We start from the raw sequence: 24,468 nt of genomic DNA on the forward strand, positions 1-24,468 counted from the left end.
CATGACCGCCCCAGCCCCGACCACACCGCTCACCCCGGCCGAACGGCGCATCGCCCAGCATGTGGTGAACGGCCTACCAACAGGCCAGATCGCCGACACCGAGACCCTGTCGCACCACACGGTCCGCGCGCACATGGTCTCCCTGCGCAGGAAGCTGCACTGCCCCGAACGCTGCTCCCTTGCCGTAGTCACCCACCGTCTGCTCAGCGCCAACGAGGCCACGGCCCCGGCACCGGACACGCCAGCCCCCGACTTGAGCACCGAGCAGACGAACCTGCTGAAGGCCGTCGCCGAGCACACCAAGCCGCTCGACATCGCGCGCGCCGCCAACATGGCACCGGCGGACCTCTGCGCGGCGCTCCTCCAGTTGCTCGCTGATACCGGGGCACCGGACACCACCCGGCTGGTCGCCCGGGCCCACGGCTGGAACCTGCTGACCGCCCAGCAGACCAGCACGGTGCGGAGCGGAGCGAGCAAGTGACCACGTCACCCGTTCCCACGGCCTCCGAGCAGTCCTCCGCGCCCCTGCACCATCGCCCGAAACCGTCGGCACTCCAGCCTCCCGATGCTGAACGGGCACTCCTTCTTGACCTGGACGGTGTCCTACTGGACACGCGGCCGGTGATGCGCGAGGCGTGGAGGAAGGTCCAGGAAGACCACGGCCTCGCTATCCCGTTCGCCGCGTACGAAGCCCACCTGGGGCGGGAGTTCAGCGACATCATGGAGCGGCTCGGTGTCGTCGACGCTGACGGCGTCCACCGGACCTACGGAGCCGGCTCGACAGCCGCAGCGCATTTGGCCCAGGAGTTCATCGGGATCACGGACGTCCTGCACGCCTTCGTGGCAGCTGGCTGGCGGCTTGGAGTCGTGACATCCAAGCACGTCGATCGGGCCGCGCCCCTCCTGGCGCAGCTTGGTTGCCCCTTCGGCACCGTGCGGACACCCGCGGGTTCCGGGCGGTCGAAGCCGGCGCCGGACCCTCTCCTCCTCGCGTTGGTGGACCTCGGAGTCGACCCTGCGTCGGCCGTGTACATCGGGGACATGCCGGTGGATCGGGAGGCAGCAACTCGTGCCGGCGTCCCCTACATTCATGCCGCCTGGGGGTACGGCGAGCCCGGCCCTCCTGCTGTGGCGGTCGCCCAGTCCCCAACCGACCTGCTCGACCTCCTCCACCAGGCCACGGCATGCACTCCCATTGTCGAAGGGAGCCTGGCGTGACCACCTCGGCATTCGGAGACTTGGGCCTTGTCCGAAGAGAAGACGGCCACCGGCCCGCCTGGGTCCTAGTCGGCGCCAGCCGCTTTGACGTCGCCGACTCCCTCCGCATCAGAACGGGAGATCTGGAGGCGCTGCCGCTGAACCAGCAGGACCTCCGCTCGTTGACCGAACGCGTCATGGCCGCCCTGCACGAGTACGGCGGCGGCCGAGCCCACACGCCCGGCGGAGCTGACTGGCTCCATGTCCAGCACGTACCGGTCCGCCGACTGGTCACGCAGGTCCTGCGGAAACTGCTGGCATTGAGCCTCTGGGAGCCATTCGTCACCGCACCCGGACCCATCACCCCGGTGCCGTACGAAGGTCTCGTCGGTGTGCGGCCGAGCAGCTCTCAGGAGTACCGCACCTACACGGTCACCTGGTCGGGCATTGCCTATCTGCTTGGCGGCACGGCGGCACACAATCCGCCGCACACTGCCGAGTTGAGCACGCTCTTACCCGCCGACGTGGCTATCACCGAGCCGCACCCGCTCCCCACGGGCCTGCACCGGGGCGGAGTCGTGGCCCTTTCTTGGTCGTCCCGCCACGCCGAGACCCTGATGCCGGTTCTTCGGGAGTTGGCGCGCAAGGGGCACGACAGCGTGCTCATCGACCTCGCCACTGATCCCGGTCAGCGCTGCTTGGCCGAGGGCAGCGAGAGCGTGCGGGTGTGTCCTGCACCGGTTGGGCTCTTCCGGCTGTCAGGCGAGACGGACGGACTGCGTCCCGCGGATGACGACCGGACCGTCGAGGTCGGTCCGCACGCGATCCGCCTGTCCCGCCTCGTCCGGTTGTTGTCCACGCTGCTGGCGATGAGCGGCGGCTGCACGCAGCCATCCTGGCCTGCTCTGGTCCAGGCGGAGAACTGGCTGGGCCGCGTTCTGAGAGCCGTTCGTCCGCACTCCGTCGTCCTCAGCAACGACACAAGTCCGCTCGGGGCGTTGGCGGTTCACCTTGCTGATCGGCACGACTCCAACACGGTGCACGTCCAGCACGGCGCCTGGACGGAAGAGTCCGTCGCGTGGCCCGCCCTCCACAGCCGGGACGTGGTCGTGATGGGCGAGCGCGACCATCCGCTCGCCCTCGCCTGGGCCAAGCACCCGAAGAGTGAGGTGCACGTCCTGGGGCAGCCCCGCTTCGATGCCCTGGCCGCTTTGGGCCGTGGGGCACAGCGCCGGTACCTGGAAAAGCTGTTGTCGGTCGGCACACGGCGTGCCCCGTCGAAGATCGCCGTGTGGGCCTGCCAGCCCTTCCGGCCCGAGCATCTCGCCCGCCAGGCCGAACTCCTCCTCGGCGGGCTGCGGTCGGCCGGCCCGGACTGGGGACTGGTCATCGCTCCGCATCCGGCGCAGCGCGACAGCGTGTTCGCCCCGCTTCTTGAGCAGGCGACCGGTCTTCCGGTGGCCGTCGCCGACACTCGGGTTGGAGCACGCGGGTGCCTGGCCGGCGCGGATGTGGTCGCGAGCGCCTACTCGACATGCGGCATCGAAGCCGCGCTGCTGGGCGTGCCCGTCCTTGAACTTGCCGCCCCGGGCGAACGGACCCTCGGCCTGGCCGACCACGGCATCGCGCAACGGTGTGGCTCCGCGGACGAAGTCGGCATCGCCCTCGCGGAGCTGCCCCGCTCTCGCCCGCCGGCCGGAGCCGCCGATTCGGTGTGCCGGTGGCGCGGCGACAGCGCCGCCCAGGTCGCCCGCCTCATCGATCACCGCGCCACGCACCCCGAGCTGCCCTTTGACCCCCTTCACGACGATGCCCGCAGCACGCCGCCCGTGCCTGAGCAGGGCGAAGGAGTCCCAGCCTCATGACCCATCTGACCGCCGACAACATCGCCGAGTTGTTCTCCGGAGCCGTCACGCTGACGAAGTCCGGCGACAAGGTCAGCCCGCGCGGCATGCCCACGCGGGAAGTCCGCGACATCCACTTGCTGCTCACGCAGCCGCGTGCCCGCCTGCTGTACGCGCCGCCGGCCAGGATCCTGAACCCGGCGTTCGCCGTGGCCGAGAGCGTCTGGCACCTGTCCGGCTCGGACGATCCGTGGATCTTCGACTACAACGCGCGGCTCCGGCAGTACGCCGATGACGGGGTGTTGCTCGGCGCGTACGGCCCCAGGATGCGGAACTGGGCCGGCAAGGTCGATCAGCTCAGCCGTGTCGTGGAGATCCTCAAGGAGGACCCCGACTCCCGCCGCGCCCTGATCCAGCTCTACGACCCGGTTCAGGACGCCGCCGGGCACAAGGACGTGCCCTGCACCCTCGGCTTCCGCTTCCATCTGCGTGCCGGCCGACTGCACATGGCGACCATGATGCGGGGCCAGGACGTGTGGATCGGCATGCCGTACGACGTCTTCTTCTACACCGTCCTGCACGAGCTGGTCGCCGGATGGCTCGACGCGGAGCTGGGCGAGTTCCACCTGCACGTGGGGTCGCTGCACATCTACGAGGAGCACCTCGACCAGTCCGAGCAGCTGGCCTCGCTCACGGCGAGCCCCGTCATGCCCGACCTGCGGACACCGTGGACCGGCTTCGCCGGTCTGCTCGATCAGGTCGCGGCCCGGGACGTGACCGGCCACCCCGGCTGGGACGCGATGGCCGGGACGCTGCGCAGCTACCGGCTGTGGAAGGACGGACAGCACCAGCAGGCGTGGCGCGTGGCCGACGGCATCGACGGCCCCCTCGGCCAGGCCCTCACCGCCTGGTATGGCGAGCTGAAACGACGCTCCCGCCAGCCCGCGGCTGCGACGACGGCCGGGGCGAGGTGACGGCCGCCATGAAGCGCACTCTCTCGGTCATCCTCGGCCTGTGCTCCTACACCCACGACTCGTCGGCAGCTCTCCTGGTCGACGGCGAACTCATCGGCTTCGTCGAGGAGGAGCGCCTCTCCGAGCAGAAGCACACCAAGCTCTACCCCGCTCACGCTGTGGACTGGCTGCTCGGCCGGGCCAAGCTCACCTCAGCCGACGTGGACACTGTCGCCTACAACTTCCAGCCCGCCCGCTACCTCGCCGAGTCGCCCGCCGCCCTGCGCATGGCGCTCTCCCCGACAACTCGTGACCGGGCGTTCGCCCGAGCGCACGGGTTCGCCAAGGTGGCCGTGCGCACCCAGCGGCGCCTGCGGCTGATCGGCAGGCAGTTCCCCGCCGCCCGTGTTACCCCGGTGCTGCATCACCGCGCCCACCAGCTCACGGCCTTCGCCGCCTCGGGCTGGGACGAAGCCGCCGTGCTCGTGGTCGACAGCCTCGGCGAGCGGCAGACCACCACCATCGCCCGCTGCCACGACACGCTCCGTCCCCGCGCGCAGACCCTAGAGGCGATCAACGACCCAGCCTCCCTGGGGTACGTGTACGGCGCCGTCACCGAGCACCTGGGCTGGCGCCGGGGCGACGAGGAGGGCACCGTGATGGCGCTGGCCGCCCTCGGCGACCCCGCTCGCTTCCGCTCCCTCTTCACCCACGCCGTCCACACGACCGCAACCGGCTTCCGCATCAACCCCGCCTACTTCCCCACGCGCACCCTCACGTCGGGATACGAGCGGACGTCCCGCCGTTTCGTCACCGAGACCTGCCCCGAACGGCACCCGGGCGAGTCCCTGGCCGACGTCCATCGGGACCTGGCGGCGGCTCTCCAGGAGCGGACCGAGCAGGTCATGGTGCACCTGGCCCGCCGCGCTCGCGTGCTCACCGGCTCCCGGCGCCTGTGCGTGGCGGGCGGTGTCGCCACGAACTGCGTGAGCATCGGCCGGATCATCGAGGCCGGCATCTTCGACGAGGTCTTCGTGCCTCCTGCGCCCGGTGACGCCGGTACCGCGATCGGCGCCGCCCTCGCCGTGCATATCGGCGGACGCAGCCCGCGACCGGTGGCCGGCGTCGCCCGCACCTGCTACCTCGGCCCGTCCTACGAGGACCAGGCCCTCGACCTCACGCCCTGGCCCGCCCTTCACCAGAAGACCCTGGGCATCGAAACCGCAGAGTTCCTCGCCGACCAGCTGGCCCACGGCACGATCGTCGGCCTGTTCCAGGGGCCCGTCGAAGCCGGGCCGCGAGCCCTGGGCAACCGTTCGATCCTCGCCTCTCCGCTGGAGCCCGGCGTCGTCGAGCGGCTGAACGCCACCGTGAAGTTCCGCGAGCCGTTCCGGCCCTTCGCCCCCATGGTCCTGGCCGAGCGCGCCCGCGAGTTCTTCACCCTCGGCCAGCAGGCGCCGTACATGTCCATGGCCTCCGGCGTGACCGACAAAACGCGCGAGCGCATGCCGGCCATCGTGCACGCCAACGGCACCTCCCGCCTGCAGACCGTCACCAAGGCGCAGAACCCGTTCATGCACGCGGTCCTGACCGCCTTCGGCCGCCGGACCGGGGTGCCCGTGCTGATCAACACGTCCCTCAACGTCAAGGGCAAGCCGATCTGCGGAACACCGGAAATGGCCCTGGATTGCCTGGCCAACTCCGGGCTCGACGCCCTGCTCCTCGAAGGGCGGTGGATCACAAAGTGAAGATCGGATACAGCTTCTGGGGCTTCCTCGGCAACGGGGTCACCGACACCCCGGACGGGGGACGCAGCCACCGCCGCCCCTTCATCGACGCCCTCATCGCCCACGGTCACGACATCGTCTTCCTGCAGGCCGACCGCGACCGCCTCGAAGCGGGCGAGGACCTCGGCGGCGCGTACACCTTCGACGACGGCGTTCCGCACATCGACGCCCTGTTCCTGGAGTGGCGCTGGGCGATCCCCGGCCGCAACACCACCATGTGCGGGAGCGAGGGGCACACCTGCGACCTTCACCGCCAGGCCCAGCTCATCAACCACTACACCGTGCGGCACCAGACACCCACTGTGATCTGGGACAAGGACCGCACCCTGCGAGCCGAGAGCGTGTGGCGCACCACGTCGCACACCCGCGTCTGCGAGGCCGCCCTCGCCCCGACCCACGGAGCGCACTCGCTACTCTTCCCCGTCGCCGAGAACCTCCTCACCCAGGCGGACCCCGTGGCCCTCGCGGCACAGCGGCGGGACCTCGTGCTCGGCTACGTGGGCAACCAGTACGACCGCGACGAGCCCTTCGACCGCTTCTTCGCCCCAGCCGCCGCCCGCGTCGAGCACCTGGTCGCCGGGAAGTGGACGGAGACCAACCGCTGGCCGCACGTCCACTTCCTGGGCCGGATCCCGTTCGAGGCCGCCGCCGGCGTATACGGCAGGTCCCTGGCCACGGTGCTCATGCTGCCCGAGCGGTACGCCGCCGTCGGGCAGATGACCCAGCGCATCTTCGAGGCCGTGCTCGCCGGGTGCCTGCCCCTGGCCCCGGCGGACATCCGCTACGTCAACCGGTTCGTCCCGGACGAGCTGGTCGTGCGCTCCGGCCGGGACGTGATCGAACGCCTCTCCCACCTCCGCGAGATCGCCGGCACCCAGCAGCACGCCGACCTGATCGCCGCGTGCGTGGACCGTCTGCGCCTGTTCGGCCTGAGCAAGCAGGTCGACACCCTGGAATCCCTTCTGCACGGTCTCGTGAGGCCGGGCACGACCGAGCGGGGAGCTGCCTGATGCCGACCGCTCTACAGGCCATGGCGCCTGGATCATCAAAACGTGTCCTGGAGGATGGCTCCGCCGGACACCCGAACCTCTCTACGCTGGAGCACCATGAAGAAGGTCGCCATCGTCGGCTGCGGAGGCAGCGGCAAATCCCACGTGGCCCGCGAACTGGGCAAGATCCTCGACGCCCCGGTGACGCACCTGGACGCCGCGTTCTACGACGACGAGTGGAACGCGCTCCCCATGGACAAGTTCACCGCCGTGCAGCGCGAGCTGGTCGCGCAACAGCGGTGGGTGATCGACGGCAACTACAACTCGACGCTGCAGGTGCGGCTCGAAGCCTGCGACACGGTGGTCCTGATGGACGTGTCGACCGTGGCGGCGCTGTACGGGATCTTCGCCCGGCAGATCCGGCACGGCGCGGGACACAAGGGCAACGGGGTGCACAACCGCATCCACTGGGGCGTGATCAAGTACGTCGCCACGTACCGCCGCAAGATGCGGCCCCGCGTGATGGCGAAGATCGAGGAGTTCGGCGCGAAAGCCGACGTGGTGCTGCTGGCCAACCGGCGCCAGACGCGCCGCTGGCTGCGGAAGGTGGCCGCCGAGCAGTCCTGAACGACCCGCGCCCCCGGGCAGGGGGTGCGGCATGAAGGAGCCCAACGCCTTCCTGGACCCCGCCCGGCAACAGGAGCTGTACGGGAACCCCTCCCGGCTGTCCGGGCGGACCAGCGCCCTGATGCGCGCGAAGACCTCCGGCAACCCCGTGCCCGAGACGATCGTCAGCCTGGTGCAGACCCACCACGCGCAGCCGGACCGGCTCGGCGTGGTGCTCGACATCGGCTGCGGTCGCGGCACGAGCAGCCTGGGCATCGCCGAGCAGCTCCGGCCGCAGCGCGTCGTCGGCCTGGACGCCGCCCCCGCCCTGCTCGCCCAGGCCCGCGAGCGCGCCAAGGAGCTACCCGACATCACGGTGGACTTCGTCAAAGGCGACTTCCACGACCTCCCGTTGCCCGCCGGGTCGTGCGACGTCGCCGTCGCCGCGTTCTGCCTCTACCACTCGCCGCAGCCCAAGGACGTCATCGCGCAGATCGCCAGGGTCCTCTCCCCCGGGGGCTTGGCCGTGCTCGTCACCAAGGCACTCGACAGCTACCGGGAGATGGACCAGCTGGTCGCTTCGGCCGGCCTCGACGCGCGGGGCGATAAGCACGAGAGCCTCTACACCGCAGCGCACAGCGGCAACCTCGCCGACCTGACCGCCTCCTCGCTCGACGTGATCGCCGTCCTGGACGAGGAGCATGCCTTCACCTTCGACGGCCACGACCACACGGCGCAATACCTGGCCACGAACCCCAAGTACCACCTCGCGCCCGGCCTGTACGGCAACCCCGGGGCTATGGCGGCGGCCTTGCACGAATTCCTTCCGGACCAGCCGCTGACCACTCGGTCCCTCATCACCTTCGTCGTCGCCCATCCGAAGAAGGGGCAGGCATGACCCTTCCGCCGTTCACCAAGCACTACGAGACACCGGAGCGCACGGCGGCGGCCGTTCGCCACTACCGGTGGATCAACGAGCACGCGAAGCCGCTGCGGCAGCCGGCCCTCAAAGTCATCGGCCCTGCCAGCCTGACTTTCGAACGGGTCGAGGGGCGCTCCGTACGCCCCGAGGATCTCCCGCGCACAGCGGAACTGCTGGGCCACGCTCACGGTGCCGCCTGGCGCAGTGACCTGCAGGCCGCGTCGTTGAACACTCCGCATCGTTTCCAAGACGGCACGACGTTCGATGACTACCTCGGCCCGCGCAAGGTCGCGCTCCGACGGCGCCACGAACAGGGCTACCTGCCGAACAAGGTGTCCTTGCACGCGATGCTCGGCCTGCTGGAGGAGACGGCGCAGGGGCCCTGTGCCTTCTACAAGGACAGCAACCCGCGGAACTTCATCATCACTGCCGCCGGGGACATCGTCACGGTCGACACCGACGATCTCAGTCTCGCGCCCATGGGCTACGACCTCGCGAAGCTGGTCGCCACGCTTCTCCTCACCTACGGCCCCCTCGCGAGCGAAGCGATCGACGACGCCTGCGACATCTACAGCCAGGCGCTCCGCCAGCACGCCCCACAGCTGGATCCCATAGACCGAGAACGCCTGGACGACGGCTTGGCGCTGCACGCCGTACTCACCGCGCCCTACCTCGGCCGGAACGGCTACTGCCACATCTGGCCCGCCCACATCCGTCTCCGCCTTCAAGGAGCATCGTGATCACCACCGAACTCATCTTCGTGCGGCACGGTGAAGCCCAGTGCAATGCCGACGGACTCGTCGGAGGTCCTCGCACCTGCACGGGACTGACCAACCTGGGGTATGCCCAGGCCGAACAGGCCGCGCGCCGCCTGTCCACCGAGCACCTGAAGAAGCCCTTCGACATGGTCTACGCAGGTCCGCGGATTCGCCTCGTCCAGACCGGCGAGATTATCGCCCAGACGCTCCAGATCCCGCTGCACATCGACGACCGGCTCGACGGCCCCGTCCACGGCGATGCCGATGGCAAACCCTGGGATGCGGTGAAGACGGCCGCCAACGGCGGCCCGCATGCGCACCCCGACACTCCCTGGGCCGCTGGCTCAGACACCTGGAACGGGTACCTGAAGCGCGCCAGCAAGAACCTGAGTCAGCTCATCGAGGAGAACGAGGGGAAGCGCATCGTGTTCGCCGCCCACGGAGAGACCGTGATCACCGCGCACACCCTGCTCCTCGACATCCCGATCGGCTCGCCGGCGGGCTTCACGCACAACCACGCCTCCATCACCCGCTGGCAGCACCACCGCAACCGCCTGGGCCAGACCCGCTGGATGCTCGATCGGCACAACGACACCGAGCACCTCAGTCTCCTCACGCCGGAGCCGACCCCGTGATCGCGACATCGGACGATCCCCGGATCCAACTGGCGCACTGCCTCCTCGGCGCAGTCGAGATCGCGCCGGACCCCTTGCTCCCTCCCCGGGTCGTGCGCGTGGTGGCCGGCGACGGGCGTCACTTCGTCGCCAAGCAGCATGCCGAGCACGACCGGTACGCAGGCGAACTCCACGCCTACCGGACATGGGGCACCCAGCTGACCGGCCACGCGCCGAAGCTAGTCGGCCGTGACGACGCCACCCGCACCCTTCTGCTGACCGCGCTCGCAGGCGCTCGGGCGGACACCGCAGCCCCGGGCTCACCCGAGGAGGAACTGGCCCATCACGAGGCCGGCCACGTCCTCGGCAAGCTCCACCGGGCCACCTCCATGCCCCAGGGCGGCGCCGTCGGCGCAGCACTCGCCGAGCGCCTCCAGAGCTGGATCGACCGGGCCGTTCACGCCGACCTGATCGACACGGCCGAGCGAAACCTGCTGAAGCACCATGCGGGCATCCTGGGCAACAGCCTCATGGACGGCGCGGTCTGCCACCTCGACTACCAGCCGCGGAACTGGCTGGTCGGAGACGACTTCGGTGTCTGCGACTTCGAGCACATGCGACGCGACGCCCGCGTCCGCGACTTCGCGCGGCTCGAGTTCCGACGCTGGCAAGCCGCACCCCACCTCCGAACGGCATTCCTCGACGGCTACGGGCGTCCGCTGACCGACGCCGAACGGCGCCTCCTGGAGTCCTTCGGCGCCATCGAGGCGGCCACCGCCCTGGTCAAGGGCCACAAGGAAAACGACCTCACTCTGAGCGCGCACGGCCGAACCGTCCTGTCCCGCCTCACCTGACCTTCCCCCCCTTCGACCACACCTCTCTGGAGATTCCCGTGCCGCAGCACGAGCAGCACCCGACCGCCGCTGCCCCCCGCCGAGCCGTGGTGACCGGCTCCGCCGGATTCATCGGTTCCCACCTCGCCCACGCCCTCGTCCAGGCCGGCACCACCGTGATCGGCGTCGACCGCCGCGACCCGTCCACCGACCACACGGCCGGTGCCAACCTCGCCGCCCTGCGGGGCCTCCCGGGTTACCACCACGTCACTGCCGACCTCCTCCACTGCGCGATCGACCCTCTCCTGATCGACGCGGGCGCGGTCTTCCACCTCGCCGGAATTCCCGGCGTACGGCCTTCCTGGGGTCCGCAGTTCGGCGACTACCTCGCGTCCAACGTGCTGGCCACCCACCGGGTCCTGGAAGCCTGCACGCGCATCGGCGTTCCGCGGCTGATCGTCGCCTCCTCCTCCAGCGTCTACGGGCCGACCGACGGCGGCGCGAGCGTCGAAGCCGACCGCCCGCAACCGGCGTCCCCGTACGCGGTGACCAAACTGGCCGAGGAACAGCTCTGCCTCGCCTACGCCACGCGCCCCAACGGTCCCAGCGTCGTCGCCCTGCGGTACTTCACCGTCTACGGCCCCCGCCAGCGCGCGGACATGTTCACCCACCGCGCCCTGCAGGCAGCTCTGACCGGACAGCCGCTGTGCCTGTACGGAGACGGCCACCAGCGACGCGACTTCACCTACATCGACGACGTAGTCGCCGCCACGATCGCCGCCGCCGTCGTGCCGACCGCGCAGGGCGCGATCAACGTGGGCGGCGGGTCGAACGCGTCGCTGCTGGAAGTGATCAACATCGCGACCAGCCTCATCGGCCGCGACATCCAGATCGAGCAGAACCACGCGCGCAGCGGTGACGTCCTCCTCACTCGCGCCGACCCCAGCCGTGCCCGAGAGATCCTCGGCTGGCAGCCGCGAGTCGACCTCCACAACGGGCTGCGCGCTCACATGCAGGCTCTGGCCGCACAGGTCCCCAACTACAGCCGAGCCGCATAGTTCCGCGACCCGGAGCCCGAGAGGAGACGCAATGGAAAGTCCCGAGCGAGCCCGGCTGGACGCCTTCTTCCGGCAGATCACCGCGCAATTCCCCGCGGGCGAGGCGATCACGACGCTGGTCATCACGCATCTGCTCCCCGAGCGGCCGGCGTTCCTGCGCGCCATGACCGAGGTGTCCACGGTCGGCGCCGTACTCCCCAAGCCCCGGTCGATCCACCAGCCGACCCTCGACGACGTCCGCCGCACCCTCCCAGTCCACGACCTCACCCGAGAACGGTTCACCGACGAGACCCAGGCTCTGGACTACCTGGAGGACACGGCCGGCGGCCGGGACGTCGTCCTGGTGGACATCGGCGGCTACTTCGCGGCGAGCCTCGACACCCTCGTGAGCAAGTTCTCCGGCCGCATCCTCGGCGTCGTCGAGGACACCGAGAACGGACACCAGCGATACGCGGCGCTCGACTCCCTGCCGTGCCCGGTCGTCTCCGTGGCCCGCTCCCCGCTCAAGGACTGCGAGGACCACCTCGTGGGTCGCTCGATCGTCTTCTCCACCGAGGCTCTTGTGCGCGGGCGCGGAGATATTCTGACCGGCCGCAACGCCTGCGTCATCGGCTTCGGGAAAGTCGGGCGCGCTATCGCTCAGACGCTGCGGGCGCTGGACCTGCGCGTCACCGTGTACGACAAGGACCCGGTCAGGCAGGTGCAGGCGCACTCGCTGGGCTTCCGTACCTGCGCGTCCGCCGCGGACGCGGTCCGCGAGGCGGAACTCGTCTTATGCGCGACCGGCAATCTCGCCCTGCAGCAGGGTGACTTCGCGGCCCTGCGCAACGGCGCGTATCTCGGATCGGTCACCTCCTCGGAGGACGAACTCGAGCTTGGAAGCCTCCACAGCCTCTATCAACGCACACCTATAAGCCCGGAGTTGACCCGGTACGAAATCACCGGCCACTACTTCTTCGTGCTCGCCGACGGCGGCGCGGTCAACTTCGTGCACGGCGCCGCAGTCGGCTCGTACATCCATCTCGTCCAGGCCGAAATACTCGCCGCCACAGCAGCTCTTAGCCGCGACCAGTTCGAGCCCGGCATGCACGAGATGGCGGCCTCCGACCGTCACGCCATCGCCAGGACCTGGCTCCACCACTTCGAAAGGTAATTCCGTGCCCCCTTCCGTACAGCACATCCGCGCCATCACCGAGACGTACCTCTCCCGGTACCCGCACGAACGCGACGGGCTGGCTCCACTCTTCACCGCACTCGCCGGCGACGACGATCCCACGAGCCGCAAAACGTTCCCGGCCCACGTGACCTGCAGCGCCATCCTCCTCGACCACGACAAGAGGATCCTCCATATCCACCACAAGGCTTCCGGGAAGGTCCTCGCTCCCGGGGGCCACAACGAGGCAGAGGACCCCGACCTCCCCACTGCGGCGCTGCGCGAACTCCACGAAGAAGCCGGCATCCCGCCGAGCGCCGTTGTCGCTCTTCCCGGATTCGCAGACATCCCTTTCGACATCGACGTTCACGCGATCGACGCAAACCCGTCCAAGGGCGAGCCCGATCACAAGCACATCGATTTCCGCTGGATCTTCCGCCTCCGTTCGGAGCACGACGTGACCTTGCAAACCGCGGAGGTGGGCGGCTACGAATGGCGCCCCTTCACCGAGGCCGCCGCGCCCACGGTCCGCACCAAACTCGCCCTTCTCTGACCTCCGACACCCAGCCGACCGCTAGGAGACTCCGTGGCCGCCACCACAGCCTCACCACCGAAAGCATCGAGGCGCCGGCACATAGCCGTCATCCCCTGCCGGTGGGGGGCTTCACGTTTCCCCAGCAAACCCCTGGCCCGCCTGGGCGACAAGCCGCTGCTCTGGCACGTTCACCAGCGCTGTTTGGAAGCCACGTCTCTGGACAGCGCCGTAGTGGCGACGGACGACGAGCGCATCGAGGCAGCGTGCCACGAGCTGGGCATCGACTGCGTACGGACCGGCGAGCACGCCACCGGCACCGACCGCGTCGCAGAGTGCGCCGAGCGTCTCCGCGCGGACGCGTACATCAACGTCCAGGGCGACGAGCCCTTCATCGAGCCGTCAGCCATCGACGCCTTATCCGACGCGCTCGCCGACCTCGACAGCAGGACCCTGGCCGTTAATGCGTACGCCGAGCTGAGCGACACCGCGGCCGTACTCGACCACAACGTCGTCAAGGTTGTCGTCGGAACCGACAGCCAGGCGCTGATGTTCTCTCGGCAGCCCATCCCTTACCCCCGCAGCAGCCGGCCTTCCTTCCTGCGACAGCTCGGCCTTTACGGCTTCACACGCGAGGCTCTCGAACGCTTCCGGCAGCTCCCGCAGGGCCCTCTCGAACAGGCCGAGGGCGTCGAGATGCTCCGGTTCATCGAGCACGGCCACCGAGTGCAGATGCTGCCCGTGTCCGACAGCGGCATAGCGGTCGACACCCCAGAGGATCTTGAACGCGCCGCCGCGATGTTCGCCCGCCGCAGCGCATCACACCAACGACTTCGGTCGCCTACGTCGCCTCGGCTCGCCACGGCCGCAGCGCCCTCGCGACCTGCCTGACGGCCCATCACCTCTCACCGCCGCAACCTCCGACACGGCGGCGAAACCGCGTCGCCCCCCACACGCGTGACGAACTTGAGGCCCGCCTCCCGGAGGACGCGGGAGCACCTGGCCAAACTCCCAGAACAGCACATGCGTTCCAAGAAATACCCCTTCTGTGCCCCGAACGACTGGCCCAGCAGGCCGTTATTCCGAGCACCTGTCCGAGAGCACGCACACCGAGGAGGCCGTATGCCCCGCCAGATGATCGCCATTGGCGCGCACACCACGCTCGAATTCCATGCGCCCGTGCGCCTCGGACCTCCGCCTGGAGCCTGTCCCCCTCATCCCTGTGCGCCCGTCGGCGCTACGGAGCGCCTCGGAGCAGCATCCGAGGAGGCGTTCGCGTGAGGGACCGCTACACCAGCATCGTCGACGTGCTCATGCTCCCGTACCGCCAGGACGGACGGATGCCGCTTCTACGGCGTGCACAAGATCAGTACGCGCCCGGACAACTCACAGTGGTGGGAGGCCACTTGGAGGAGGGCGAGTCGCCTCTGGAAGGGGCGATCCGGGAGGCCGAGGAGGAGCTGGGGATCCGGATCAGCCCCCACGACGCCGAGTTCTGCGGGCTATTCCAGTTCGTCGCGGCAGACGGTTCTCGGCGGCTCGGGACGGCCTGGGTAACGCGCTCCTGGGAAGGAACCCCGACGAATAGCGAGCCCGACAAGCACTCGGAGCTCCTGTGGGCCGAACCCGGCGACCCGCCCCAGGACTGTCACCCCTACACCCAGGGCGTGCTCCGCCACTTCGTCGAAGGGACCCTGTACGCCGTTATCAAAGCCGACCCCACCACTGCGGGTGACGCCGCATGAGGCTTCTGCGCCGTCCCCGAGTGGAGGAGCCCAAGGTCTCCCGTTCCGAACAGGAGCTGTTCGGAGGACCGCTTCGCTATGACATGGGGTGGACCGAACACGAGCACGCTCGGCTCGAGTTGACGCTATGGAGCGCACTTCGTTCCATGCCCCGGCAGGTGTGGGGCACACTGCGGCGAGCCTGGCGGGCCGACCGGGGCGCTCTGCTGAGCGTCGGCGCCTGCGAGATCGGCCAGGGCATCGTCGCCGCGGTGAACCTCCTCGTCCTCAACGCAGTGATGCATGCACTGCTCGGCGCGGGCAGCCCGGCGGACCGCCTCGACGCGGCGCTGCCGGCGATGCTCGTCGGGGCAGGCGCGGCCGTGGTCAATTCAGGTCTGGCCAGTTGGTCAACATCGCGCGCCGGCCGTCTGGAGCCACTCGTCGAGCGGATCGCCACGACGGAGTACCTGGACGCGGCGCAGGCCGTCGAGCTGGAGGCGATCGAGGACCCAGCCTTTCGCCGGCTGCTCGACGTGGCCTACTACGGCCCCACGTACGCGCGCCGCATGATCTCCACCTGCGTCGCCGGCCTGAACAGCATGATCGGGCTCATCTCCACGGCCGGCATCCTGCTCGTGCTGCACTGGGCTCTCATCCCGATGCTGCTGCTGATCGTGGCCCCCCGGGGCTGGGGCGCCATGAGGGTGGCGCAGCGGCGCTACGTGTCGGTGCTGAACTGGGTCGAGCACCTGCGGGCCAGTCGTCTCATCGGCAACCTGCTGACCGAGCGCAGCGCCGCCCAGGAGGTGCGTCTGCACGGTGTGGGCCCTTATCTGCTGGCGCGCTACCGGGACATGGCCGAGAACGCGGAGGAGGAACAGCAGCGGCTGGCCAACGGGAAGGCGGCGACCGAGTTGCTGGCGCAGGCGATGTCTGGCATCGCGACAGCGGCGACCTATGCGGTGATGTTCTGGCTGGTCACGGGCGGGCAGATGAGCCTGGCCGTCGCCGGCACGGCGGTGTTCGCCATCCGCTCCGGCTCGGCCAGCCTCGGCGCCCTCGTGATGAACGTCAACGACCTGCACGAGGAGTCGTTGTACGTGCAGGATCACGAGCGCTTCCTCGTCGAGGCAGCCCGGCGCACCATTCCGGACGGCGGGGATGACCTGCCGGAGCGGGTCGACGCGATCGTGCTGGAGCAGGTCGGCTACCGCTATCCCGACCGGGATGAACCGGCCCTGGACAAGGTGTCGTTGACTCTTCCCATGGGCAGCGTGACTGCCGTGGTCGGCGACAACGGCGCGGGCAAGTCCACGCTAGTGAAGATCATTAGCGGCCTCCTGGTCCCGACCACCGGCTCGGTCTCCTGGGGCGGATCCCCGGTCACCCAGCTCAACCGCTTCAAGCTCTTCGAGCGGGTTGGGCAACTGACACAGGACTTCCAGCGGTGGCCGATGACCGCCTCGATGAACATTCGGATCGGCCGTCCCCACCGCACCTCCACCGATGAGGAGTTGAATCCATCGGTGCGCTTCGCGGGTGCAGCGTCGGTGCTCGACAAACTCCCGGAGGGGCTCAACACGCTGCTGGCCCGCATGTTCCGAGGTGCGACCGAACTGTCCGGCGGAGAGTGGCAGAAGGTCGGTCTGGCGCGGTCGCATTGGCGCACCGAGACCTCCACCGCGGACAGCCTCCTCATCGTCGATGAGCCCACCTCCGCCCTGGACCCCGAGGCCGAGATCCGTACCTTCGACCGCATCCGAGAGCTGGCCGCGCCCCACCGGGCCGTGGTGCTGGTGACACACCGCATGTCCGGCGTGCGGTGGGCCGATCAGATCTACGTCCTGAACAACGGGCACGTCGCCGAGCACGGCACCCATGACGAGCTGATCGAAGCGAACAAGCAATACGCATCCATGTTCCGCGCCCAGGCCGCCCAGTACGCCCCCGTCCTGCCCCGCCCCGCCCGGCCCACGGCCGCCTCCGAGTCCGCCTGACCAGCCCTCCGAAGGAGCATCGTGTCCTTTCAGTCCACCGACACCGTGCACAGCCCCGGCCACGCGGAACTACTCCGTGGAAGTGGCACCGCCGCGCTTCTCGTCAACGACAGCGGTGAGTACCTGCTGCACCTGCGCGCGGCTAACAAGCCAATCTGGCGCGCCGGCCACTGGTGTCTGCTCGGAGGCCGCCTCGACGCTGGAGAGAGCAACGACGACTGCATCAGGCGTGAACTACAGGAGGAGATCGGTCTTGTCGTAGAGGACCTCGTCCCGTTCCGGACCCGGGACACCGTCGATGCCAACGGTGTCCTGACCAACCGTGTGCATGTCTACCTCGGCACGCTCAACCGGGCCGTCCACGAGATCGAACTACGCGAAGGCATCCAGTTGCGGTGGACGCGCATCGACGAGACGGCCGAGATGACGATGGACCCCGCCACCATGGCGACCCTCGACGAACATCGACGCCTTCCACAGCCCCTCCTCGACGGCTCGGGCATGCCCGCGATCGTGAAGGTGACGGAGCCGGACGAGCACCGAGATCGCAGCATCGTCGGAGCGCATCTCGTCCTTGTACGCGACGGCGCGGTGCTGCTCGGCCAACGCCACCCCGACAGCGCCTTCGCTCCCGGCGCCTGGCATCTGCCGGCCGGACACCGAGAGGCCGGCGAGTCTGCCCTGGCCTGCATGGTCCGCGAAACGGCCGAGGAGGCCGGGCTCACCATCGCCGCTGAAGATCTCCGCCTGGCCCACACCCTGGATCTCCTCGATCCCGGCAGCTCCACGTCGCGTATCCAGCTGTTCTTCACCGCCTCCCGTTGGAGCGGCGAGCCGCGCGTGCTCGAACCCGAGCGGTGCACCCAGTGGCGGTGGTGGCCGCTCGACGCCCTGCCCGAGTCCCTCGTGGAGTACACCCGCGTCGCGCTGCGAGCTATCGCCCGCGACGAGCCGTACACGGCGATGGGGTGGAGCTGACCCATCCCTCAACGGCCCCGCCGTTCCGACCCTGCTGGCTATGGCCGACGCCTCTCCAGCCACCCCTCAAAGGAAGGATGTGCCACTCGTTGTTCACCTCGCAGGATGAATGGAACAGCGGTTATGCCGAGGGACGCCGCTACCGGCCTCTCGACAAGGACGAGCGCACGTTGCTCGCCCAGCACGTGCCCGCTTCCGATGGAGGCCGAGCACTCGACGTGGGGTGCGGGACCGGCGAACTCGCCCTGCACCTGGCCTCCATGGGCTACGCCGTCGACGCCGTGGACTGGGCCGACGCCGCCTTCCCCAGCACCGACGCGCACCCGGAAGACCCCTCGCACGGAGCCGTTCGCTGGCTGCACCTGGACATCGAGCGCGCCAACCTCTCGAAACTGCACGCAGACGGCTACGACCTGGTCGTCCTGCGGATGGTGTTCGCGTTCCTGCGCGACCGCACGCGCCTGACCCGCACGCTGGGCCGGCGGCTACGCAAGCACGGTGCCCTCGTCGTCATCACACCGCTCGCCGCGACCACCCCCGCCGAGCGCCGGGGCATCGCCCTCGACGAGGACGAGGTCGCGCACCTGATGAGCATGTGGGAGCAGGCACAGCGCTTCGACGCGAACGGGATGGCCGTCCTGGTCCTGCGCGGGCTGAAGAAGCCCGCCGTCCAGATCACGAACACCACTCTCCCGCAGTCGAGTTCGGTGACCGCGGTGCACGTCGTGGGCACCGACGCCCTGGGGCGCGTTCTGCTGGGGCGCTCGCAACAACAGGAGTGGGAGCTGCCCGGCGCCATGGCCGAGCCCGGGGAAGGATTCGAGCAGACTGCGGTGCGCGCCCTGGCCGAGCAGACCGGCGTGATGGCCGATCCGGCCGACGCGCACGTCCTCGGACTGCACCTCGATGCCCCGGACGGCCTCTTGCGTACGAGCGTGGTGGTCCGCGTCACGTCTCACACCGGGCAGGCCCAGCTGCTGAAGCCGAACCGGTTCGGGCACGTGGACTGGCGACCGCTGCACACCCTGCACCGTCTGGACCGGCTGCCAGCCACCTCAGCGCGGGCGCTGGACCTGGTCTGGCCGGGAGTCCTTCCGTACGTGCCGTCCGCGCACGCCTATCCGGTCGACAACAGCTGCCCGCCGGTGCCCGGCGAGCCGCCAGAGGCGATCGAGCGACGCGAGCAGATGGCTGACCGGGTCATTGCCGGCGCCTGGGCCCCCTCCCCGCCGATCCAGCAAGCGCTCCGCTCGGTCCCGCGGCACCGCTTCACCCCCGAGAGCCCTTTGCGGACCGCGTACCACAGCAACCTGGCCGTGGTCACCGAGTACAACGACCTCGCTCAGGTGACCAGTTCCGTGTCTGCGGCCTGGCTCCAGGCCGACATGGCGGAGCACCTGCATCTGGCCGAGGGGATGACGGTATTCGAGGGAGGCTCGGGCGGCTACAACGCCGAACTGATCGCACACGTCGTCGGGCCGACCGGCCGCGTGATCACCGTCGACCTCGCGCCGTATGTCGTGCGCCGCACGCGGCGGCTGACCGCCGAGGCCGGCAGCGGTCGCGTCACAGCGGTGCTCGGCTCTGCCAGCGACGGCGCCGTCGAGCACATGCCCCGCGGGGGTTTCGATGCTGCGGTAATTACTTACAACTGCTGGGATATCGCTCCCGCTTGGCGTGACCAGCTCGCCGACGGCCGCTATCTCGTCCTCCCACTGGAAGTCCATGACTACACCCGCGCCATCGCCTTTCAAAAGCACGGCCCGGTGCTGCGTGCTACGGACTTCACGTTCTGTGGGTTCATCCGCGACCGCGGGCCCGCGGCCCGCGCCGTCCCCGCCGTCGACCTCGCCGACGGCGAACTGCAGCTCCGTTTCCCCGACGGCGTCCCCGCCGAGACCACCGGTCTGGACGATGCCCTCGCTGGCCCTCGCCACGAAGTGGCCACCGGCGTGACCGTGGCAGGCAACGAGTCGTTCGAGACCCTGCAGCTCTTCCTCGCCACCACGCTGCCCGGCTTCAGCCGCCTCGCCCGCAACCGTGATCAGAGCAGTGGCATCACCGCGCTGCCCAAGGGCTCGGACGCCGCCGCGATCACAGCGGCCGGCTCCCTCGCCTACCTGACCCACGTCCTGGTCCAGGACGGCCCCACGGCCGAACAGCGCCGCTCGGAGTTTCTGGCTCACGGCTTCGGGCCATCCGGGCCTGCTCTGGCCGAACAGCTCACCTTCGCCGTGCGTCGCTGGGACGTCCACGAACGAGCCCACGGCTACCCCCAGTTGGAGGTTCATCCCACCGGAACCCCTGACACCGAACTACCCGCAGGCCACGTGCTGGACAAGACCCACAACCGGCTCGTGTGGACGTGGCGCTCCGACACCGCCGACGCCCCGGCCGCGCATGCAGAGAAGGTGAGCGCCCATGACTGAACCGGCACCCGACCAGGTCGAGCCACAGCACGGGCTGGGCCTGTACGAGCGCTACTACGCCCAGGTGGAATCCGGCCGCAAGACCATCGAAGTCCGGGTGCGCACACCCCGGATGACGGACGTCTCGGTCGGCGACGTGCTCGTATTCCACGGCGAGGACTCCGGCCGCGAACTCGGCGTAAGGGTCGCGCGGATCACGCCGCACGCCTCGTTCGCCGAGCTGCTCGCCGCGGAGGACACCTCCCGCATCGACCCTGACGCCACAGAGGCCGAGCAGCTCGCCAACCTGCGCCGCATCTACCCACCAGAGAAGGAGGCCCTGGGACCGCTCGCGATCGAGTTCGACCACCGGCCGGCACTCGCGGGGCAGCCGATGCCCGTATCCCCCGAGGCATACGTACAGACCGTTCCGCACCACACGGTGTACAGCTGCTTCTACGTACGCGACGACCGCGATCGGCCCGTCATGCTGCGTTCGGTGTACGGCGGTCGACCCTGGCAGTTTCCAGGCGGGAACAGTGACGCCGGCGAGGATCCCCTGCAGACCGCGCGCCGCGAAACGGCCGAGGAAACCGGGCTCGAGCTCGGCCAGGGCCAACCCCGTCTGCTGCTCACGCACTACCTGCACCCCGGGCCCCGCTGGCCCATGGGCAAGATCGGCTTCATCTTCGACGGCGGCAGCCTCACCCCTGAACAGCTGCGGCAGATTCGCCTCGCCCCGGCAGAGCACGACATGTGGGCGATCCACGGCCTCGACGAGTGGCGACCTCTGCTGGCCGAGGGAGCGTTCGCCCGCCTGGAGGCCATCGAGCGGGCCCGCACCGGCCTCGCCACCCAGGGACTCGGCGTGTCGATGGCCTCGGTGGCCCGCGAGGCCGACGTCGGCAAGGCCACCCTGTCCCGCCGCTTCGCCACCCGCGAAGACCTCATCACTGCCGTCTTCGCCGACCGCATGGACGCCTACGCCACCGCCGTCACCGAAGCCCTCGCCGACCCCGACCCCTGGCACGGCTTCACCGGCTACATCCACGCCGTCTGCGCCATGCGGGCCGCCGACGCTTCGCCGACGTGCTGACCATGACCTTCCCCGCCGCCAAAGCCCTGGAGGCCCGGCGCACCGAGGCGTGCAACGGCTTCCTCGAACTCATCGACCGCGCCAAGGAAAGCGGCCACCTGCGCTCCGACTTCACCAGCCAGGACCTCGTCATCCTGCTCATGGCCAACGCCGTCGTCGTCAGCGCCACTGGTGACGCCGCCCCCGACACCTGGCGACGCCTCGTCGCGCACATGCTCCGCTCCTACGCCGCCCCTGGCGCCCCACTCCCCCCGCTGCCCGACGCGCCCGCGCCCACCGCCCTGTACCGCGCGATGGTCCGCCTCAGCCGCTCCGGCACACCTTGACCCCCGCCCGCGTCGGCTATGCGGCGCGTACGGCGATGTAGGCCCCGGCCCGGGAATCCCGCCACGCGGAACTCCGCCGACGGCGCCCATGCCCGCACGCCGGGAGCCGGGGCCACCGCGACGCCCGGGACTTGGCCCGGTCAGTCGGCGGACCGGTCGGCGGTCTTGGGGGAAGGGCCGTACCGGTTGGGGCCCGCGGCGCTGTCCATCGTCATGCCCAGCAGGTAGACAACGGGACCGACGACCGGGATCAGAGCGATGAGCATGCTCCACCCGGACTTACCGGTGTCGTGCAGCCGTCGCACGGACACACTCAGCATCGGCACGAGGAACGGCACCAACAACACGGCGAGCCACGGAACCTCCATCGCGAAGCCAGCCCCGCCGATCACGGCGACAGCACCCACGTACACAAGTGCGAACCACCAGTACTCCGCACGCCGGGCACGCCCGGAGAACGTGGCGAACTTGAAGGTGAGGCACGTGCGTGCCGCGTCGGTAAACGACATGCTGGCGGTCACAGCGGTCCTTTCGGAAAGTGCCATGGGGGGCACGGTAAACAGATCGGGTGGCGAGGGCGCGGCCGCGCCCTCGGCTCCGGCGCTCTCGCCGTCCGGGCCCTGCGAGCAGGCACGCAAGCGGCCCGCGTGCCGACGACACGTCGTGCGGCACGGCCCGAAAGGTTACGGGAGGCCGCTTTCGGGCCGTGCTGCTGCAGCACGAAGAGCTGCGGTACGGCTGGGCCGCGATGAACGACGGCGGGAGCCTTGTGCGGCTCAGAGACTGAAGACGAGTTCGGCCTGGTCGCGCTTGGTCGTGTGCAGCTCGAAGTAGACGGGGGAGATCTCCTCGGGCTGCGCTGTCGGGAAGCCGGGCACGGCTGGCGTGCCGATCGACACGTCGATACCGACGTGGGCGGCCTGGACGCCCGTGCCGTCCAGCTCCTTGTGCAGATTGATCACCCAGTTGCGCAGCGCCGCCGCAGCGGCATTGACGTTGGCGACCTGCGGCACCGGGTCGATGGAGCCGGCGCCGGTGGTGAACAGCAGGGTGCCCGCACCGGCCTCGCGCATGGCGGGCAGCACCGCACGCGTGGCAGCGATCGCCCCGTAGAGCTGGAACTCCATCTCCCGTTGCACGTTCGCGGGCTCGGTTGCGCTCGGGGTGGTCAGGACGGTCGAGTCGAACCCCCCGACCGGGGAGTACTCCAGGACGTCGATGGAGCCGAAGCGGGCGGCGGCGTCCTTCAGCGACTGGGTGAGCGCGTCGCGGTCGAGGACGTCCGCGGGGAAGGCCGCGGCGGTAATGCCGTCGGCGGCCAGCTCGCCTGCCAGGTTCTCGAGCTTGGCGAGGTTGCGGGCGATCAGTGCGACGTCGTAGCCGCGGGTGCCGAAGGTACGCGCAATGGCAAGACCCAGCTGGGGACCGGCACCGACGATGGCAATGGTGGGCATGAGACGACCTTCCGTTGAGGTGTAGATGGATAGGGCTATCCGTTTCGGATCCGGAAAGCCCTATCCGGTTCACGGTCGACCGTAACACGGAAACCGGATAGGGCATTCCGGTTTGCTAGCCTGGCCGACATGAACCCCCAGGACCAGCGCGCCGACGGCACTGGCAACACGGCCCGCCCGACCGCGCCACCGCCCCTGCGCAGCGACGCGGAGCGCAACCGGGAGCGGATCATCGCCGCCGCACGCACAGTCTTCGGGCGCGACGGGCTGAGCGCATCGATGGCCTCGGTCGCACGGCAGGCCGGAGTCGGGATCGCCACCCTCTTCCGCCACTTCCCCGGCAAGGAGGACCTGGTCGCCGCGGTCTTCGCGGACCGAATGGAGACGTACGCGCAGGCCACCGCCGAAGCCCTGGACGACCCAGACCCGTGGAGCGGCTTCACCGGCTACATCGAGAAGGTCTGCGCGATGCAGGCCGCCGACCGCGGCTTCGCCGACATCCTGACCATGAGCTTCCCCGGCGCCGAGGCCCTGGAGGCCCGGCGCACCGAAGCGTTCCACGGCTTCCTCGCACTCATCGGCCGCGCCAAGGACAGCGGGCAGCTACGCGAGGACTTCACCAGCCGGGACCTCGTCCTGCTGCTGATGGCCAACGCCGGCGTCCTCAGCGCCACCGGCGACGCCGCCCCGGACGCCTGGCGCCGCCTCGTGGCGTGGATGATCCAGTCGTTCAGAGCACCCGCCCGCGGCACGCTGCCGGACCCGCCCGACGACGCCGCCCTGTACGAGGCCATGCGCCGCGCCAGCCGCGGCGTCAACTCCCCCGAGGCCGGGAAGCGGCACTGAGAGATCGTCTGGTGGCCCGACTTGGCTCCGGCTCATGACGACCGACCAGCGCTCCGGCGCGCACTCGCCGCTAGGGCTCTCGGCAGCAGTCGGGCACGGCGAAATGACGCTGCATGGAACCGCCCGGGGGGCCTTCGACCCACCAGGGGTTCTGGCGCAGCGTCAACTCATGCCGCTCACGGCGCACTTCGATGACCTCGGCGGACATCTCCGGCGGGGGCACGACGTTGGCTGCCGAGACGGGCTCGGCGCGGCGGGCGAGTTGGTCGGTGAGCACGGCGCCGGCGAGGGCTAGCTAGCGAGTCGTTTGCGGCGAGCGGCAAAACGCCGCCCGCTGACCGTGGAACCTCCGGCTCCTTGATCCGACTCAGCCTGGGCCGAGGAGGTCCA

The 24,468-nt window shown here is 69.6% G+C and carries 25 protein-coding genes; 22 read left to right on the forward strand and 3 right to left on the reverse strand.

The window, feature by feature from the left end:
- Nucleotide 1 precedes the first annotated feature (1 nt).
- From OHB49_RS10815 to OHB49_RS10915, 21 genes are all read left to right on the forward strand, one after another.
- Nucleotides 2-481, forward strand: a complete 480-nt coding sequence (locus tag OHB49_RS10815) for a helix-turn-helix transcriptional regulator (RefSeq protein ID WP_329159799.1) — start codon at nt 2-4, stop codon at nt 479-481.
- Between the two features lie 143 nt (nt 482-624).
- Complete coding sequence (locus OHB49_RS10820) at nt 625-1,218, forward strand: HAD family hydrolase (protein ID WP_443079513.1); 594 nt, start codon at nt 625-627, stop codon at nt 1,216-1,218.
- Nucleotides 1,215-3,062 (forward strand): hypothetical protein, encoded by a 1,848-nt coding sequence (locus tag OHB49_RS10825; RefSeq protein ID WP_329159800.1) that lies wholly within the window; start codon nt 1,215-1,217, stop codon nt 3,060-3,062. The genes OHB49_RS10820 and OHB49_RS10825 overlap by 4 nt, the downstream gene beginning before the upstream one ends.
- The gene (locus tag OHB49_RS10830) at nt 3,059-4,015 is read left to right on the forward strand and encodes a thymidylate synthase (protein WP_329159802.1); all 957 of its coding nucleotides are present in this window, start codon (nt 3,059-3,061) and stop codon (nt 4,013-4,015) included. Before OHB49_RS10825 ends, OHB49_RS10830 begins: the two co-directional genes overlap by 4 nt.
- A gap of 8 nt (nt 4,016-4,023) precedes the next feature.
- Complete coding sequence (locus OHB49_RS10835) at nt 4,024-5,742, forward strand: carbamoyltransferase family protein (RefSeq protein WP_329159804.1); 1,719 nt, start codon at nt 4,024-4,026, stop codon at nt 5,740-5,742.
- On the forward strand, nt 5,739-6,791 hold the full coding sequence (locus tag OHB49_RS10840) for a glycosyltransferase family protein (protein WP_329159806.1): 1,053 nt from the start codon (nt 5,739-5,741) through the stop codon (nt 6,789-6,791). The genes OHB49_RS10835 and OHB49_RS10840 overlap by 4 nt, the downstream gene beginning before the upstream one ends.
- Nucleotides 6,792-6,887: 96 nt before the next feature.
- Nucleotides 6,888-7,397: a topology modulation protein gene (locus OHB49_RS10845; RefSeq protein ID WP_329159808.1), complete on the forward strand. Its 510-nt coding sequence runs from the start codon at nt 6,888-6,890 to the stop codon at nt 7,395-7,397.
- 31 nt (nt 7,398-7,428) lie between these two features.
- Entirely contained in the window at nt 7,429-8,274 is an 846-nt protein-coding gene (locus OHB49_RS10850; protein WP_329159810.1) for a class I SAM-dependent methyltransferase, read from the forward strand.
- The gene (locus OHB49_RS10855) at nt 8,271-9,038 is read left to right on the forward strand and encodes a phosphotransferase (protein WP_329159812.1); all 768 of its coding nucleotides are present in this window, start codon (nt 8,271-8,273) and stop codon (nt 9,036-9,038) included. Before OHB49_RS10850 ends, OHB49_RS10855 begins: the two co-directional genes overlap by 4 nt.
- Entirely contained in the window at nt 9,035-9,691 is a 657-nt protein-coding gene (locus tag OHB49_RS10860) for a histidine phosphatase family protein (protein ID WP_329159814.1), read from the forward strand. Before OHB49_RS10855 ends, OHB49_RS10860 begins: the two co-directional genes overlap by 4 nt.
- Nucleotides 9,688-10,524, forward strand: a complete 837-nt coding sequence (locus OHB49_RS10865) for an aminoglycoside phosphotransferase (RefSeq protein ID WP_329159816.1) — start codon at nt 9,688-9,690, stop codon at nt 10,522-10,524. The genes OHB49_RS10860 and OHB49_RS10865 overlap by 4 nt, the downstream gene beginning before the upstream one ends.
- Before the next feature lie 38 nt (nt 10,525-10,562).
- The gene (locus tag OHB49_RS10870; protein ID WP_329159817.1) at nt 10,563-11,561 is read left to right on the forward strand and encodes an NAD-dependent epimerase/dehydratase family protein; all 999 of its coding nucleotides are present in this window, start codon (nt 10,563-10,565) and stop codon (nt 11,559-11,561) included.
- Between the two features lie 31 nt (nt 11,562-11,592).
- Nucleotides 11,593-12,714 carry an adenosylhomocysteinase gene (locus tag OHB49_RS10875; RefSeq protein WP_329159818.1) on the forward strand — a complete coding sequence of 374 codons (1,122 nt, stop codon included), beginning with the start codon at nt 11,593-11,595 and terminating at the stop codon, nt 12,712-12,714.
- 4 nt (nt 12,715-12,718) lie between these two features.
- On the forward strand, nt 12,719-13,267 hold the full coding sequence (locus OHB49_RS10880; RefSeq protein ID WP_329159819.1) for an NUDIX hydrolase: 549 nt from the start codon (nt 12,719-12,721) through the stop codon (nt 13,265-13,267).
- Nucleotides 13,268-13,300: 33 nt separating this feature from the next.
- Nucleotides 13,301-14,137 (forward strand): 3-deoxy-manno-octulosonate cytidylyltransferase, encoded by an 837-nt coding sequence (locus tag OHB49_RS10885; RefSeq protein WP_329159821.1) that lies wholly within the window; start codon nt 13,301-13,303, stop codon nt 14,135-14,137.
- A 386-nt stretch (nt 14,138-14,523) separates the two neighbouring features.
- Nucleotides 14,524-14,991, forward strand: a complete 468-nt coding sequence (locus OHB49_RS10890; protein WP_329159823.1) for an NUDIX domain-containing protein — start codon at nt 14,524-14,526, stop codon at nt 14,989-14,991.
- Nucleotides 14,988-16,970 carry an ABC transporter ATP-binding protein gene (locus OHB49_RS10895; protein WP_329159825.1) on the forward strand — a complete coding sequence of 661 codons (1,983 nt, stop codon included), beginning with the start codon at nt 14,988-14,990 and terminating at the stop codon, nt 16,968-16,970. Before OHB49_RS10890 ends, OHB49_RS10895 begins: the two co-directional genes overlap by 4 nt.
- A gap of 21 nt (nt 16,971-16,991) precedes the next feature.
- The gene (locus OHB49_RS10900) at nt 16,992-17,948 is read left to right on the forward strand and encodes an NUDIX hydrolase (protein WP_329159826.1); all 957 of its coding nucleotides are present in this window, start codon (nt 16,992-16,994) and stop codon (nt 17,946-17,948) included.
- Between the two features lie 89 nt (nt 17,949-18,037).
- On the forward strand, nt 18,038-20,377 hold the full coding sequence (gene fxlM / locus OHB49_RS10905; protein ID WP_329159827.1) for a methyltransferase, FxLD system: 2,340 nt from the start codon (nt 18,038-18,040) through the stop codon (nt 20,375-20,377).
- Nucleotides 20,370-21,452, forward strand: coding sequence for an NUDIX domain-containing protein (locus OHB49_RS10910; protein WP_329159829.1), 1,083 nt, complete (start codon nt 20,370-20,372; stop codon nt 21,450-21,452). Before fxlM ends, OHB49_RS10910 begins: the two co-directional genes overlap by 8 nt.
- On the forward strand, nt 21,446-21,778 hold the full coding sequence (locus OHB49_RS10915; RefSeq protein WP_329159831.1) for a hypothetical protein: 333 nt from the start codon (nt 21,446-21,448) through the stop codon (nt 21,776-21,778). Before OHB49_RS10910 ends, OHB49_RS10915 begins: the two co-directional genes overlap by 7 nt.
- A gap of 140 nt (nt 21,779-21,918) precedes the next feature.
- Here OHB49_RS10915 and OHB49_RS10920 read toward each other — a convergent pair whose 3' ends face one another.
- Nucleotides 21,919-22,323 (reverse strand): DUF805 domain-containing protein, encoded by a 405-nt coding sequence (locus tag OHB49_RS10920; RefSeq protein ID WP_329159833.1) that lies wholly within the window; start codon nt 22,321-22,323, stop codon nt 21,919-21,921.
- A 231-nt stretch (nt 22,324-22,554) separates the two neighbouring features.
- Nucleotides 22,555-23,232 carry an SDR family NAD(P)-dependent oxidoreductase gene (locus tag OHB49_RS10925; protein ID WP_329159835.1) on the reverse strand — a complete coding sequence of 226 codons (678 nt, stop codon included), beginning with the start codon at nt 23,230-23,232 and terminating at the stop codon, nt 22,555-22,557.
- Nucleotides 23,233-23,361: 129 nt separating this feature from the next.
- Here OHB49_RS10925 and OHB49_RS10930 point away from each other — a divergent pair, with 129 nt between their 5' ends.
- On the forward strand, nt 23,362-24,078 hold the full coding sequence (locus OHB49_RS10930; protein WP_329159837.1) for a TetR/AcrR family transcriptional regulator: 717 nt from the start codon (nt 23,362-23,364) through the stop codon (nt 24,076-24,078).
- Nucleotides 24,079-24,148: 70 nt separating this feature from the next.
- Here the strand turns inward: OHB49_RS10930 and OHB49_RS10935 are convergent, their stop codons facing one another.
- On the reverse strand, nt 24,149-24,355 hold the full coding sequence (locus OHB49_RS10935) for a hypothetical protein (protein WP_329159839.1): 207 nt from the start codon (nt 24,353-24,355) through the stop codon (nt 24,149-24,151).
- Nucleotides 24,356-24,468: the final 113 nt, after the last annotated feature.

Origin of the sequence: Streptomyces sp. NBC_01717, assembly GCF_036248255.1 — a bacterium.
Lineage (GTDB): Bacteria > Actinomycetota > Actinomycetes > Streptomycetales > Streptomycetaceae > Streptomyces.

Bases quoted from the DNA above. Each gene is read 5' to 3' on its own strand.
- OHB49_RS10815 (WP_329159799.1), top strand. From the start codon at position 2: ATGACCGCCCCAGCCCCGACCACACCGCTCACCCCGGCCGAACGGCGC.
- OHB49_RS10835 (WP_329159804.1), top strand. From the start codon at position 4,024: ATGAAGCGCACTCTCTCGGTCATCCTCGGCCTGTGCTCCTACACCCAC.
- OHB49_RS10895 (WP_329159825.1), top strand. From the start codon at position 14,988: ATGAGGCTTCTGCGCCGTCCCCGAGTGGAGGAGCCCAAGGTCTCCCGT.
- OHB49_RS10920 (WP_329159833.1), bottom strand. From the start codon at position 22,323: ATGGCACTTTCCGAAAGGACCGCTGTGACCGCCAGCATGTCGTTTACC.
- OHB49_RS10830 (WP_329159802.1), top strand. From the start codon at position 3,059: ATGACCCATCTGACCGCCGACAACATCGCCGAGTTGTTCTCCGGAGCC.
- OHB49_RS10845 (WP_329159808.1), top strand. From the start codon at position 6,888: ATGAAGAAGGTCGCCATCGTCGGCTGCGGAGGCAGCGGCAAATCCCAC.
- OHB49_RS10875 (WP_329159818.1), top strand. From the start codon at position 11,593: ATGGAAAGTCCCGAGCGAGCCCGGCTGGACGCCTTCTTCCGGCAGATC.
- OHB49_RS10925 (WP_329159835.1), bottom strand. From the start codon at position 23,232: ATGCCCACCATTGCCATCGTCGGTGCCGGTCCCCAGCTGGGTCTTGCC.
- OHB49_RS10930 (WP_329159837.1), top strand. From the start codon at position 23,362: ATGAACCCCCAGGACCAGCGCGCCGACGGCACTGGCAACACGGCCCGC.
- OHB49_RS10850 (WP_329159810.1), top strand. From the start codon at position 7,429: ATGAAGGAGCCCAACGCCTTCCTGGACCCCGCCCGGCAACAGGAGCTG.
- OHB49_RS10910 (WP_329159829.1), top strand. From the start codon at position 20,370: ATGACTGAACCGGCACCCGACCAGGTCGAGCCACAGCACGGGCTGGGC.
- OHB49_RS10820 (WP_443079513.1), top strand. From the start codon at position 625: ATGCGCGAGGCGTGGAGGAAGGTCCAGGAAGACCACGGCCTCGCTATC.
- OHB49_RS10855 (WP_329159812.1), top strand. From the start codon at position 8,271: ATGACCCTTCCGCCGTTCACCAAGCACTACGAGACACCGGAGCGCACG.